This window comes from Nocardiopsis xinjiangensis YIM 90004, assembly GCF_000341145.1.
GTDB lineage: Bacteria > Actinomycetota > Actinomycetes > Streptosporangiales > Streptosporangiaceae > Nocardiopsis > Nocardiopsis xinjiangensis.
This window is the reverse complement of the sequence record NZ_ANBE01000053.1, coordinates 24905-37730: the sequence shown is the minus strand read 5'-3', so window position 1 is coordinate 37730 and position 12826 is coordinate 24905. Positions and strand designations below refer to the sequence as shown.

Annotated in this window: 13 protein-coding genes and 1 pseudogene; 8 read left to right on the top strand and 6 right to left on the bottom strand. The window is 70.1% G+C overall.

Going from position 1 to position 12826, the window contains the following annotated elements; genetic code table 11:
* The 3 genes from D473_RS25245 to D473_RS0122180 all read right to left on the bottom strand — a co-directional run.
* Window positions 1-755, bottom strand: a 755-nt coding sequence (locus D473_RS25245; RefSeq protein WP_017611240.1) for an ABC transporter permease, incomplete at its 3' end; no start/stop codon positions are given.
* 3 nt (window positions 756-758) lie between these two features.
* Window positions 759-1517 (bottom strand): ABC transporter permease, encoded by a 759-nt coding sequence (locus tag D473_RS0122185; protein WP_017611239.1) that lies wholly within the window; start codon window positions 1515-1517, stop codon window positions 759-761.
* Window positions 1514-2374 (bottom strand): ABC transporter ATP-binding protein, encoded by an 861-nt coding sequence (locus D473_RS0122180; RefSeq protein WP_026127200.1) that lies wholly within the window; start codon window positions 2372-2374, stop codon window positions 1514-1516. The genes D473_RS0122185 and D473_RS0122180 overlap by 4 nt, the downstream gene beginning before the upstream one ends.
* A 478-nt stretch (window positions 2375-2852) precedes the next feature.
* On the opposite strand from D473_RS0122180, the gene D473_RS0122175 reads away from it, so the two are divergent.
* The 3 genes from D473_RS0122175 (at window position 2853) to D473_RS0122165 (ending at window position 4677) form a co-directional block, all read left to right on the top strand.
* Complete coding sequence (locus D473_RS0122175) at window positions 2853-3698, top strand: S1 family peptidase (protein WP_017611237.1); 846 nt, start codon at window positions 2853-2855, stop codon at window positions 3696-3698.
* Between the two features lie 220 nt (window positions 3699-3918).
* Window positions 3919-4152 (top strand): hypothetical protein, encoded by a 234-nt coding sequence (locus tag D473_RS0122170; protein WP_026127199.1) that lies wholly within the window; start codon window positions 3919-3921, stop codon window positions 4150-4152.
* 291 nt (window positions 4153-4443) lie between these two features.
* Window positions 4444-4677: a hypothetical protein gene (locus tag D473_RS0122165; RefSeq protein WP_017611235.1), complete on the top strand. Its 234-nt coding sequence runs from the start codon at window positions 4444-4446 to the stop codon at window positions 4675-4677.
* 269 nt (window positions 4678-4946) lie between these two features.
* On the opposite strand, the gene D473_RS0122160 is transcribed toward D473_RS0122165, so the two are convergent.
* Window positions 4947-5363, bottom strand: a complete 417-nt coding sequence (locus D473_RS0122160) for an ArsI/CadI family heavy metal resistance metalloenzyme (RefSeq protein WP_017611234.1) — start codon at window positions 5361-5363, stop codon at window positions 4947-4949.
* Between the two features lie 79 nt (window positions 5364-5442).
* On the opposite strand from D473_RS0122160, the gene D473_RS0122155 reads away from it, so the two are divergent.
* From D473_RS0122155 to D473_RS25235, 5 genes and pseudogenes are all read left to right on the top strand, one after another.
* The gene (locus D473_RS0122155) at window positions 5443-5826 is read left to right on the top strand and encodes an ArsR/SmtB family transcription factor (protein ID WP_026127198.1); all 384 of its coding nucleotides are present in this window, start codon (window positions 5443-5445) and stop codon (window positions 5824-5826) included.
* The gene (arsB, locus tag D473_RS0122150; RefSeq protein ID WP_017611232.1) at window positions 5823-6911 is read left to right on the top strand and encodes an ACR3 family arsenite efflux transporter; all 1089 of its coding nucleotides are present in this window, start codon (window positions 5823-5825) and stop codon (window positions 6909-6911) included. Before D473_RS0122155 ends, arsB begins: the two co-directional genes overlap by 4 nt.
* Window positions 6904-7287, top strand: a pseudogene (locus D473_RS25240) (arsenate reductase ArsC); the annotation flags it as partial. The gene arsB and the pseudogene D473_RS25240, both read left to right, overlap by 8 nt.
* Window positions 7288-7689: 402 nt before the next feature.
* A complete protein-coding gene (locus tag D473_RS0122140; protein ID WP_161626433.1) occupies window positions 7690-8571 on the top strand; it encodes a hypothetical protein in 882 nt (293 codons plus the stop codon).
* A gap of 41 nt (window positions 8572-8612) precedes the next feature.
* A complete protein-coding gene (locus tag D473_RS25235) occupies window positions 8613-9392 on the top strand; it encodes a class F sortase (RefSeq protein WP_161626432.1) in 780 nt (259 codons plus the stop codon).
* 325 nt (window positions 9393-9717) lie between these two features.
* On the opposite strand, the gene D473_RS0122130 is transcribed toward D473_RS25235, so the two are convergent.
* Window positions 9718-11046, bottom strand: coding sequence for an enolase C-terminal domain-like protein (locus D473_RS0122130; protein WP_017611228.1), 1329 nt, complete (start codon window positions 11044-11046; stop codon window positions 9718-9720).
* Window positions 11043-12737 carry an aldehyde dehydrogenase (NADP(+)) gene (locus D473_RS25230; RefSeq protein WP_017611227.1) on the bottom strand — a complete coding sequence of 565 codons (1695 nt, stop codon included), beginning with the start codon at window positions 12735-12737 and terminating at the stop codon, window positions 11043-11045. The genes D473_RS0122130 and D473_RS25230 overlap by 4 nt, the downstream gene beginning before the upstream one ends.
* Window positions 12738-12826 lie beyond the last annotated feature (89 nt).

The following is a 12826-nucleotide window of genomic DNA, read 5'->3' as shown; positions in this document are numbered from 1 at the left end:
CCCCCCCAGCCGATGTCGCGGCGGTCCAGGAGGGCGGAGAAGGCCGCGACCACCACTGCGGTGGCGCCGAGAGCCACGGCGATGAGCAGGGCCACGGTCGCGGGAGGGACCGTGCCGCTGTCGGTGAACGTCCCGGTCCCCAGCTGGGTCGCTCGGCTGATCAGCCCGTACGGCAGGATCATCGACAGGGTGTCCAGCCGCACCATCAGCAGGAACGCCCCCGTGACCGCTCCCAGCAGGGCCACCGCGACGGGGGCCGCGAACGATCGCATGAGCATGGAGAGCCCGGATTGCAGGGCCGCCACCGGCAGGCAGGCCGCAACGATGGCGATGCCGGCGACGAAGTACTGGGGCGGCAGCATGCCGGGAAGGTCGAACACCAGCTTTCCGGTGGCCAGCACACCGGCCACCAGCACCGCCTGCAGCGCTGCCGCCGGCACTGCCAGCACCGCCGTTTTGGCGGCCACGATTTCGAGGCTGGACACCTTTCCCCCCATGAGCGCGTTCCAGTTGCCGCCCTGGTGTTCGACCCGCCACACCAGGGAGGCCAGCACCGCCACGCCGACCGCCAACGGGAACAGGCCGTAGAAGACCACGACCCGCATCCACAGCGTGTGCCAGCCATCACCCAGTTGCTGGCCGGACACGATCGTGTTGCCCACCCCGGTGGCCACGGCCATCAGCGGCAGCAGCGCCACCACGGTCCAGCTGAGGGAGCGTTTCAGTTTGAGGAACTCCGCGCGGATCGCTCCCATTTCTCAGGCCTCCTGGCGGTCGAACAGGCGGGTGGCGAGCAGAAACAGCGCTGCGCCCGCGATCGCGAGGGCGAGCACGCTGAGGTGGTGCGGGTCGAGGGCGATGGTCCCGGAACCGGCGATGTCCACGGGTGTGGCCAGCGCGTAGTAGCCCCACGGCGGGAAGAGGTGGCTGAGCCACGGCGGCATCCCCGTGCTGGACAAGCTCACGAACACGCCCAGCACACCGATCCCCAGGCCGACGAGCTGGTTGGCCACGCGTGCCGCCAGCAAAAGGTGCAGGGCGAGGAGGACCAGGTTCACCACCACGGCCGCGGCGGTGTAGCCCAGCCACGGGTCGGCGGGGAACTCGACCGTGATGCCGGCCGCCCAGCCCAGGGCGGCCACCAGCGCGCTCTGGACGAGCGTGGCCGTGACCAGGAGCGCGCCGAGGGCGGCGAACTTGGCCCGGCACAGCCGGCCGGGCGTCAGCCCCGAGGTCTGGGCGAGGAGCCACCCGTTGCCCTGGTGTTCGATGTCGACCTGCCGGCTGGCCAACACCGCCAGCAGGATGGGCGAGACCAGAGGCACAGCAAAGGCCAGGCCCACGAGCAGCCGTTGCCAGGGGTGCGCGGCGGGGTCCTCGAGCGAGTCCATGAAACCGGGGGTGGTGAAGGCGTAGGACGATAGCGTGACCACGCCGATGACCATCACGGCGAGGACCGGCACCGTGCGCAGCCGGCGCATCTTGGCGAACTCGTTCGCCACGGCACGGGCCATCACAGGCCGCCTCCCCCGGTCAGGTCCATGAACACGTCCTCCAGAGACTGCTCTTCGCGGCGCACTTCGTGGATGGCCACGCGCTCTCCGACGAGGTGCTCCACCATGTGGGCGGTCGCGGCGGGGTCGAGCCCGGGGATGCGCACGTAGTCGCCGTCGCGGGCCGAGCGCCACCGGGCGGTCACGGCCGAGGCCCGCTCGGGTTCGGGGGTGTCGACGAGGACGTCGGGGACCGAGCGTGCGAAGAGTTGTTCCCGCGTGCCTTGGAAAAGCATGCGTCCCTGGCCGAGGATGCCCAGGACCGTGGCGGTGCGGTCGATCTCGCCCAGGAGGTGGCTGGAGACCATGACGGTGATCCCGCGCTCGGCCAGGTGGGTGAGCAGGCGCCGCATCTCCTCGATGCCGGCCGGGTCGAGGCCGTTGGTGGGTTCGTCCAGGATCAGGATCCGGGGTTCGCGGGCCAGCGCCAGGGCGATGCCCAGGCGTTGTTTCATGCCCAGGGAGTAGGTGCGGACCCGTTTGTCGAGGTGGTCCTGGAGCCGGACGGTCTGCACGGCCCTGCGCACCTGGCCGTCGGAGAGACCGAGCAGGCGCTGCANCGGGGATTCGATGAGCGAGCCGATCTCGCGCAGGAGACCGCGCCGTGTGGACCGCTGCATCCGGCGGCCCATGATGTGGACCTCGCCGCTGGTGGGGCGCACCAGCGACAGCAGCATTTTCATGGTGGTGGATTTCCCCGAGCCGTTGGGGCCGAGGAAACCGTAGACGCACCCTTGCGGGATGCGCAGGTCGAGGTCGTGGACGACCGTTCGGTCGCCGTAGGTCTTGCCGAGGCCGTGGGTGGTGATCAAGTCGGACACAGAGCCACGGTCGCGCGGGTAGGGGCCGGAGATCATCGCCCCGAGGGGTGAGGTTCCCGGTCCGCCTCAGGGGTGAGGCGGGCGGGCGCGCTCCCCCGGGCGCGAGAATTCCGTGGTCGAGGAGCCGGTGAATCATCGAGAGCAATCTGGTTTCGAAGGAAGACGACCGTACTTGTGGCTGTGGCAGCGGCCGCGCCGAGCGGAAATCGCGGTCGTACGGGCCGGGTTTTCCGAATGTGCTGGTGAGGATGGTCCAGCCCGTCGGCCGCGAGCCACAGCAGCGACCCATGAGGAGCTGTGGCTCCACGATCGTCGGCCACCCACCCAAACTTTCGTCGCCCCTCTGCCGAGGGATATCCACGTTCGTCGCCTTCCCACTTCGTCCTCGCGACCAATGATTCTGCGCCTTCCGACTTCTAACTTGGTCTGTGTCGGCAAGGAGCCGCTCGATCACACGCCATACGGAAATGGGAGCGACATGTTCGGACACCGTGAGGGTTCCACCAGGCGAGGCCGTGACCGGGCGGTGGCGCTCGTGAGCGCGATCGGGGCCGGAACCGTTCTGGGGGTGGGCGCGTTGGCTTCGCCGGCCGGAGCGATCATCGGTGGCGAGGACGCGACCGAGACCTACGGGTTCATGACCGCCCTTTACGACGGTTCCGGCAACCACTACTGCGGGGGCGCGCTGGTGGACGAACAGTGGGTGCTCACCGCCGCCCACTGCGTCGAGCAGGAGGAGATCAGCGCCCGGGTGGGTAGCACCGACCACACCAGTGGCGGGAGTGAACGTGAGGTCGTCGAGACCATCGAGCACCCCGATTTCGAGGTGGAGGACGTCCAGGACGACCCCGATTACCCCATCTCCGCGTACCTGCTGCACAACGACCTCGCCCTGGTGAAGCTCGACTCCCCCGTGGAGGAGGAGCCCATCGAGATCGCCGGCGACCGGGCCGAACCGGGAACTTCGGTGCGCAACTTGGGTTGGGGCATGGTCGACGAGCTCGGCGAGGAGGACAAGCCGGACACCCTGCAGCAGCTGGACTCCGAGATCGTGGACGCCGACCGGTGCTCCGATATGGACCCCGAGAGCGACCTGTGCTCGGAGCACCCCACCGAGGAGGCCCAATCCTGCATGTCCGACTCCGGCGGGCCGGTCGTCCGCGGTGAGGAGGGCGACTGGGAGCTGGTCGGCGTGATCAGCCGCGACGGCGACTTCGACGAGGACCCCAACTGCGTGGGACCGCAGGTCTCCACCGACAGCGTCGCGCACGCCGACTGGATCACCTCCACCATCTCGGACGGTCTCCCCGAGCCCGCGCTGTAGACCGAGCGGTCCGGTGGGCCTTCCCGTCCTGAAGGCTCACCGGGGCCGTCGACCGCCCGGGCCTGTCGTCCTGGCCGACGAAGCGCCCGAGGAGAAGACCTACCGGGCTCCGAGCAACGAGCCCGGGAAGTGAACCGACCGCCTGCGCAGGTGGTCAGCACGACATCTCCCCGTGAGATGCGGGGAGAGCCCGAAGAAAACAACGCATTGGAGTAGATACATGTCCTGGTCCCAGCGCATTGCTACTGGACTCGCGGTCGGAGCAGCTGCCTTGGCCCTCCCGCTCGCCGCGAGCCCCGCGTCCGCATCGGACTGGGAGCTCGCCGGTGGTTTCGGCGACTACGAGACGTGCTTCCTCGAGGGGTACTCCTACGTCTACGAGGAAGGCAACGACGACCTCACCGAGTTCAAGTGCGAGAAGGGCGGTAGTGGTTGGCAGGTCTGGGTGCGCTGATCCCCAGCGCACCCAGCTCCCCCGAGTGGCAGCGAACCGGATGGCCCCCGGCCGGCACGAATGACGGCCGGTTCGAACTGATCCGTCCGACCTGCAGCCGCTGAATCGGAGTTCGGCCCCACCGGGCCCCTGCGCCGGCCGGGCCTGTCGTTCCGGTCGGCGCAGCACCCCCGAAGACCTTCCGGGCTCAGTCCCATGAGCCCGGAAAAGAACCGCCCCCTACTCGGGTGGTCAGATACGGCCTCTCCCCCGGGTCCGGGGCCACAGAGAACCATATGTCGGAGGAACCACATGTCCTTGTCGCAGCGCATCGCCGCCGGCCTCACCGTCGGTGCGGCCGCCCTGGCCATTCCGTTCGCCGCGAGCCCCGCGTCCGCGGCCGAGTGGGAAAAGGCCGCGGGTTTCCCCGGGCACGCGGAATGCCTGGTGGAGGGCGCCCTCTACATGGACGATGACTACCACGACTACACCGAGTTCCACTGTGAACAGGGGAGCAGCGGTATGTGGATCATGTGGGTGCGCTGACCCCCGGCGCACACGACTCCCCCGCGCGGTGGCGCGCCGGACGGTTCTCCCGACCGGCACGAATGACGGCCGGTTCGAGCTGACACGTCCGCCCCGCACCCGCTGAACAGGAGCTTCGCCCCACCGGAGGCCCTCCGGTGGGTTTTTCCGTGTCGGGCCGGGGCCGTCCCCGCGTGCGCGGGGAGCACGGTGCCCCGGTGGGCGCCGGCGGGAAGGCTCTCTCATGGAGAGCCTTCACTCACGCAACGGGCCGGGGCCGCCGCATCGGTTCAGGCCCCGGACCCGGGGGCGGGAACAGCCTCGGTGCTCCCCCGCTGGTCGCTGTCGTCCTTGACCGCGTAGACCTCCCACGGTTCCTTGCCGGGGCCGTGGACCCACACCTTGTCCTGCACCGCGTAGCAGCAGGAGGTGTCGTTCTCCTCGAAGGTGGCCAGTCCGGCGTCCTTGAGGCGTGTGGTGGCCGCATCGACGTGTTCGGTGGTCTCGACCTCCACACCCAGGTGGTCCAGGCGGGTGTCCTGGCCGGCTTCGCCTTCGAGGAGGACGAGCTTGAGCGGGGGCTCGGCGACGGCGAAGTTGGCGTAGCCGGGGCGGCGCTTGGCGGGTTCGACGCCGAGGAGCGTGGAGTAGAAGAGCACCGAGGCGTCGAGGTCGGCGACGTTGAGAGCGAGCTGTACACGGGACACGGGGGACCTCCACAGGCCTTGAATCGAAATCCGTCGATTCAAGGTTGCGCCTTGAATCGGAACTTGTCAATATAGACGCATGTCGAATCAAGAGGTTGGGGCGCCCGGCCCCCGAGGCGCCGCCGAGGACTGCTGTCCGGGACTGTTGACCTCGTCCCTGAACGAAGAAGAATCCGTCGAGCTCGCCCGGGCGTTCAAGGCCCTGGCCGATCCGGTACGGCTGCGGCTGTTGTCGATGATCGCCACCCAGGACGGCGGCGAGGTGTGCGTGTGCGACCTGACGCCCGCCTTCGACCTGTCCCAGCCCACGGTCTCCCACCACCTGAAGCTGCTGCGCGAGGCCGGACTCATCGCGGCCGAGCGGCGCGGCACCTGGGTGTACTACCGGTTGCTGCCGGGTGCGACCGATCGCCTGGCCACGGTCCTGACCCGCGCCCCCGGCCCCGAAACGGCACAGACGTGAGCGCCCCCGCACGCACCGAAGCGGCATCGGGTGTCGTCGGACGCCTGTCCTCCCTGGACCGGTTCCTGACGGTGTGGATTCTCGCGGCGATGGTTGCGGGCCTGGCCCTGGGGCGCCTGGTGCCCGGGGTGGGCGAGGCGCTCTCCGGGATCGGGGTGGCCGGAGTGTCACTGCCGATCGCGGTGGGACTGCTGGTGATGTTGTTTCCGCCGTTGGCGAAGGTCCGTTACGACCGTTTGGGGACGGTCACCGGCGACCGGCGGCTGCTGATCACCTCACTGGCGGTGAACTGGCTGGCCGGTCCGGCGGTGATGTTCGCCCTGGCCTGGCTGTTCCTACCGGACCTGCCCGAGTTCCGCACCGGGTTGATCATCGTCGGTCTGGCGCGGTGCATCGCGATGGTGATCGTCTGGAACGACCTGGCGTGCGGCGACCGGGAGGCCGCCGCGGTGCTGGTCGCCCTCAACTCGCTGTTCCAGGTCGTGGCGTTCGGGGCTCTGGGGTGGTTCTACCTGTCGGTCCTGCCCGGATGGCTGGGGCTGGAGCAGGCCGCGTTGGACGTCTCGTTCGTCGACATCTCCGTCTCGGTACTGGTGTTTCTCGGGGTGCCGCTCCTGGCCGGGTACCTGACCCGCCGCCTGGGCGAGCGGGCCCGTGGACGCGAGTGGTACGAGAGCCGCCTGCTGCCCCGGTTGGGGCCGTGGTCCCTGTACGGGTTGCTGTTCACGATCGTGATGCTCTTCGCCCTGCAGGGAGAGGCGATCACGTCCCAGCCCTGGGACGTCGCCCGTATCGCGCTGCCCCTGCTGATCTACTTCGTGCTCATGTGGGCCGGAACGCTCGCGCTGGGACGGGTACTGGGGATGGCGTACCCGCGCTCGGTCACGCTGGCCTTCACCGCGGCGGGCAACAACTTCGAGCTGGCGATCGCGGTGGCCATCGCCTCCTTCGGTGCCACGTCGGGGCAGGCCCTGGCCGGTGTGGTGGGGCCGCTGATCGAGGTACCGGTGCTCATCGCCCTGGTCTACGTCGCCTTGGCCGCCCGGCGCTGGTTCCCCGAGGAGAGACGGATCTGCGATGCCTGAGAAGCCCCAGGTCCTGTTCGTGTGCGTGCACAACGCGGGGCGGTCCCAGATGGCCGCGGCGTTCCTGGAGCAGCTGGGTGCGGGCCGGGTGCGGGTGCGCTCGGCAGGCTCCGCCCCGGCCGATGAGATCAACCCGGCGGTGGTGGAGGCGATGTCGGAGGTCGGCGTCGACCTCGCGGCCAACACGCCGAAGGTCCTCACGCAGGACGCGGTGCGGGCCTCGGACGTGGTGGTCACGATGGGGTGCGGGGACGCGTGCCCGTTCTTTCCGGGGAAGCGCTATCTGGACTGGGTGCTTCCCGACCCGGCGGGGCAGGGCGTGGAGGCGGTACGGCCGATCCGCGACCTGATCCGGCGGCATGTGGAGGAGCTCCTGGAGGNGGAGGGCCCCGGCCACACCTTCGTCACAGGAGCACGCGGATACGCAGAGCTACGGACCCGACTGCGCGAGAGGGTGCCGTTGCCCTCTCGCGCCCCCGCGATCACCCATGTCCGTTCGACGGGGATGAGGGCATCCCTCAGCCGCGGCACCGAGCTCCCCTCCACGGCGATGGCGCCCACCACACCTTGACGAACTGGGCATTCGCCCTCCTCCCACGCTCGATGCCGGCTGCCCGGCGAAGGTACAAACGCCGACCATCAACGAACCACCAACGACAAGACCAACCAAACTCTCCGATATTGCTTGATTACTGAGAGTTATTTCCGGAAAGGTCCGGGCATCTCCTTCCCAGTTCCGCAGCACTACGCCACGGAAGACATCGAAGGAGAATCCCGCATGCGCAAGGCAATGGCTGTCACTGGGGCGTTCGCGCTCCCCCTGGGACTGGCACTGGCTTCCGCCCCGGCCCACGCCCAGGACCGGTCCGAGGCCGGGGCCGGGGCCGGGGCCGGGGCCGGGGCCGATGACACCAGAGTGCTGCACGCCCAGCTCCAGCCCCTCAACGCCTCCTCCGCCGGCGGCACCGCCATGGTCGAGGTCAAGGGCACGGAGGTCACCGTCGACATCGAATCGACCGGGCTCGAACCGAACGTGAACGCCGCGCAGCACTTCCACATCGGCGAGCAGGACATGTGTGCGCCCACACCCGAGTCCGATGGGAACGGCACCGAGATGGTCGCCAGACTCGAAGGGGACACCTTCTACGAGCCGGCCACCTCGCTGACGACCTCGGGCAGCACACGCCCCGAGGACGGCCTGAACCTCGACAGCATGCCCTCGGCGAACGGCAAGGGCGAGATCTCCTACCACCGCACGTTCGAGGTCGACGAGGAAGTGGCCGACCAGATCAAGAACGAAGAAGCCGTCCTCGTCCAGAACAGCATCGATTCCAGCGGCGCCGGCGTTCACGAATCCAACAGCGCCGAGGAGAACGAGGCCCCGGTCGAGGACCGACGGGAGGCCCCCGGGGAGGCCACGGACGAGACCTCGGCCGAGGCGTCGGAGAAGACCACGCAGCCCGGTACCTGCGGCGAGCTGGTGGCCGCCCCGGAGAACGGCATGGACACCGGCTTCGGCGGTACCGCTGAGGCCGGCAACTCCGATGCGGGCGTGGTCGGCCTCGGCACGGCCGGCATGGTCGGCGTGGGCGCGGGCCTGATCGTGGTCGCCGGCGCCGCAGCGATCAGCGGCCGTCTGCTGTGGGGCACCAGGGCGTGACCTCACACACGATCGACCGGACCGGTGGTGGGGTGGACCTTATGCCCACCCCGCCACCGAGCGACGACCGGTCCCGGGCCCGGGACCGGTTCGTGGCGCTGGAACGGGGCCACCGGACACTGCGTTCGGTGGTCCCCACAGCCGTGTCGTCGGTCGGGGTGCTCCTGGCCGGCTTGGGGCTGACGCTCGGCGGCCCCGCCCTGTGGGGCGGCTCCGTGAGCTCGACCGCCTCCCCGCCCGCCCTCGAACAACAGCAGTCCCTGCCTCCCTCGCCGGCCCCTTCGGAGGAAGCCGGGAGATTCGGAGGCCCCGAGGAGCCGGCCGAACCCTCCGCACCGCCCGCGCCCCCTCTGGAGCCTTCCGACCCGGCGGGCCTGCGGATCCCCGCGATCGACGTGGAAGCCGGCCATCTCCTGCCGCTGCAGGTGCGCTCCGACGGGGAACTGGACGTGCCCGAGGAAGCCGGCACCGTGGGCTGGTACGAGGCGGGGGCCTCGCCGGGCCAGCAGGGCGCGTCGGTGATCGGCGCGCACGTGGACTCCCCGACCGGGCCGGCGGTCTTCTTCCGTCTCGCGGAGCTGCAGCCCGGCGACGAGGTCACGGTCCCCCGCGCCGACGGTGTCGATGCGGTGTTCGAGGTGTACGGCGTGGAGCAGTACAGCAAGGACGACTTCCCCACCCGGAAGGTCTACGGGTCCACGGAAGGGCGCGCCGAGCTGCGGCTGGTGACCTGCGGCGGCACGTTCGAGCAGAACGAGCACGGATACAGCAGCAACGTCGTCGTCTACGCGGATCTGGTGTCCAAAGGCGGGATGGACTGAACCCCCGCGCGTGCGGGGAGCACTACGGGCTGTTCCGTCACCAGGTGCGGTCCTCGGGACCATCCCCGCGCGTGCGGGGAGCACGGGCCGAAACTGACCCAATAGTCGTGCCTGTCGGGACCATCCCCGCGCGTGCGGGGAGCACCTTCCTGACCTGCATGTCTACCCACCAGCAACCCGAAAATCTGCAAACTGTGCACTTCCGGATCACACCCAGGCAACGACAACAGGCCTCTCGGACACAGCACCCAGTACGACGGGGGCCTGCTCCGGAGAACAGGCCCCCTCCGGAGACCGGGCACCGGCCCGGCCGGCACCCGCCCCCTCAACGCGCCATACACGGCCGTTTCGGGTCGAACTCCCACCCGGGGATCAGGAACTGCATCGCCACGGCATCGTCCCGCGCACCGAGCCCTTCCCTCAGGTACAGCTCGTGCGCCTGGTCCAGACGCTCGCGGTCCAGCTCCACCCCCAGCCCGGGAACCTCCGGCACCGCCACGGCGCCGTCCCGGATCTGCGGTGGAGCCTGGGTGAGCCGTTGGCCGTCCTGCCAGATCCAGTGCGTGTCCAGGGCGGTGATGTCGCCGGGGGCCGCGGCACCGACCTGGGTGAACATCGCCAGCGAGATGTCGAAGTGGTTGTTGGAGTGCGAGCCCCACGTCAGCCCGGAGTCATCGCAGAGCTGCGCCACCCGCACCGATCCGGCCATGGTCCAGAAGTGCGGGTCCGCCAGCGGGATGTCCACCGCGTCGGTCCGCACGGCGTGGGCCATCTCCCGCCAGTCGGTGGCGCACATGTTCGTCGCCGTCGGCAGCCCGGTGGCCCGCTTGAACTCGGCCATCACCTCGCGTGCGGAGAAGCGGCCCTCCGCCCCGCACGGGTCCTCGGCGTAGGCGAGCACGCCGCGCATCCGCCGGCCGTACTCGATCGCCTCCTCCAGCAGCCATCCCGCGTTGGGGTCCAGGGTGATCCGCGACTCGGGGAACTCCTCGTGCAGCGCGGTGACGACGTCGACCTCCGCGTCGCCGGGGAGCACGCCGCCCTTGAGTTTGAAGTCGCGGAACCCGTACCGCTGTTGGGCGGCCCGTGCCAGTTCGATGACGCCGTCGGCGTCCATGGCCTCTTCCCGCCGGCGGCGCTCCCAGGCGTCCCCGGACCCTTCCCTCAGGTAGGGCAGGTCGGTGGCGTCCGGGTCGCCGACGAAGAACAGGTATCCCAGCATCGGGACACTGGAACGCTGCTGTCCGGTGCCGAGGAGTTCTGCGACGGGGACCCCGAGGTGCTGGCCGTGCAGGTCCAGCAGCGCAGATTCCAGCCCGGTGACCGTGTGCACCGTGGTGCGCAGGTCGAAGGTCTGCTCGCCCCGCCCGCCGGAGTCGCGGTGGGCGAAGGCCTCGGAGATCTCCCGCAGGGCCGAACGGAACCGGGCCACCGGACGGCCGGTGAGGCGTTCGCCGGCCTCGCGCAGGGTGGCGGTGATCTTCTCGCCGCCGGGGACCTCACCGAGTCCGGTCCTGCCCTCGTCGTCGGTGATGATGACGACGTTGCGGGTGAAGTACGGGCCGTGCGCCCCGGAGAGGTTCATCAGCATCGAGTCGTGTCCGGCGACCGGCACGGCCTCGACCCGGGCGATGCGGGGTCCGTGTGCGCTCATGCGCTCTTCCCCTTCAGCACGTCCTCCCCCGGTCCCTGCGGGCTCTTTTCCCGGTCCGCGGCCACGTGGGTGCCCTCGACCCGGCGGCCCAGGTTCCAGGGGTTGTCCTCCCGCACCGGCGCGGGCAGCAGGGAAGCGGGGGTGTTCTGGTAGACGACCGGCCGCAGGAAGCGTTCGATGGCCGCCGCACCGACCGAGGTGGAGCGCCCGTCCGAGGTCGCCGGGTACGGGCCGCCGTGGACCATGGCGTCGCCGACGTCGACCCCGGTGGGCCAGCCGTTGAACAGCACGCGGCCCGCGCGCAGTTCGAGCGCCTCGAGCAGCTCCTGCACCACACGGTGCTCCGAGCCGGTGTCGCTGCCCGCGTCGGCGTCGACGTCCCAGTCGATCCCGGCGCCGATCTGCAGCGTCGCGGTCAGCTGGCCCTCCAGCGCCCCGGCCACCGACGGCAGTTGATCGGCCGAGCCGTAGCGCACGATCAGGCAGAGGGCGCCGAAGATCTCCTCCGAGAGCTCGGGGGTGTGGGCGAAGGTCTCCAGGTCGGTGGAGAACACGGCCGGGGCGGGAGCGTTCTCCTTCGCCCCCTCGCCGCCACGGCCGGTCTCGGTCACCCCGTCCAGGGCGGCGAGCTTCTTCTCCCCCTCGACGCGCGAGGAGCAGATCTGCGGGGTGAGCATGGTCGTCCCGGCGGCGGCGGAGAGCTTCTCGGTGATCCGGGCGGTGAGGTCGTCCCCGTCGGCGCCTTCGGGGACGAACAGCAGGCCAGGGGCGGTGCACAGCTGTCCGGCGGATCCGTTCAGCGAGGCCACGAAACCTTCGGCGAGTGCGTCACGGTCGCCCGCGGCGGAGGAGGGCAGCACGAAGACGGGGTTGACCGAGCTCATCTCGGCGTACACGGGGATCGGTTCCGGGCGTGCGGCGGCGGTGGCCATCAGTGCGGTGCCGCCGCCGCGGGAGCCGGTGAAACCGACGGCCTTGATCCTCGGGTCGGAGACGAGTTGCTGTCCCACGGCGGTCCCGGGGCCAAAGACCAGGGAGAAGACGCCGGCGGGCAGGCCGTGTTCGGCGACGGCGGCGGACAGTGCCTCACCGACGAGCAGGCTGGTGGCCGGGTGGGCGTTGTGGGCCTTGAAGACCACGGGGCAGCCCGCCGCGAGCGCGGAGGCGGTGTCGCCGCCCGCCACGGAGAAGGCCAGTGGAAAGTTCGAGGCGCCGAAGACCGCGACCGGGCCGAGCGGCAGTTTGCGCTGGCGCAGGTCGGGGCGCGGGAGCGGTGTGCGTTCGGGCAGTGCGGGTTCGATGCGTACGCCGTGGTGGTCGCCGGCGCGGGCGACCTCGGCGAACAGCCGCAGCTGGTTCACGGTCCGGCCGAGCTCGCCGCGCAGCCGGGGCTCGGGGAGCCCGGTCTCGCGCATGGCGTTGGCGATGATCTCCTCGCCGGCCTGGTCGATGCGTTCGGCCGCGGTCTTCAGGAACGCGGCCCGTGCCTCGGGGGTGATCTTGCGGTAGGCGTCGAAGGCCTCCGCGGCCGCTCGGGGGGCCGCGGCCGCCTGCTCGTCGTCGAGCAGGGTGAAGGTCGGGCCGGTCGGGGCGTTCTGGGCCGGGTCGACGGCCTGGGTGGTGCCGCCGTTGCCGGGGACGGCTTCTCCGGCGATCAGTGAGTGGTGGGTCTGTTCGGTCGGTGTGCTCATTGCGGGTTCCCTGTGGCTGCGTCGGTTCCTGTGGCTGCGTCGTTGAGGGGGGTGTATCCGCGCTGGTGGTTCTGAAGCCGGGTTCGGGG

Bases quoted from the DNA above. Each gene is read 5' to 3' on its own strand.
- D473_RS0122175 (WP_017611237.1), top strand. From the start codon at position 2,853: ATGTTCGGACACCGTGAGGGTTCCACCAGGCGAGGCCGTGACCGGGCG.
- D473_RS0122170 (WP_026127199.1), top strand. From the start codon at position 3,919: ATGTCCTGGTCCCAGCGCATTGCTACTGGACTCGCGGTCGGAGCAGCT.
- D473_RS0122165 (WP_017611235.1), top strand. From the start codon at position 4,444: ATGTCCTTGTCGCAGCGCATCGCCGCCGGCCTCACCGTCGGTGCGGCC.
- D473_RS0122155 (WP_026127198.1), top strand. From the start codon at position 5,443: ATGTCGAATCAAGAGGTTGGGGCGCCCGGCCCCCGAGGCGCCGCCGAG.
- D473_RS0122140 (WP_161626433.1), top strand. From the start codon at position 7,690: ATGCGCAAGGCAATGGCTGTCACTGGGGCGTTCGCGCTCCCCCTGGGA.
- D473_RS25235 (WP_161626432.1), top strand. From the start codon at position 8,613: ATGCCCACCCCGCCACCGAGCGACGACCGGTCCCGGGCCCGGGACCGG.
- D473_RS0122130 (WP_017611228.1), bottom strand. From the start codon at position 11,046: ATGAGCGCACACGGACCCCGCATCGCCCGGGTCGAGGCCGTGCCGGTC.
- D473_RS25230 (WP_017611227.1), bottom strand. From the start codon at position 12,737: ATGAGCACACCGACCGAACAGACCCACCACTCACTGATCGCCGGAGAA.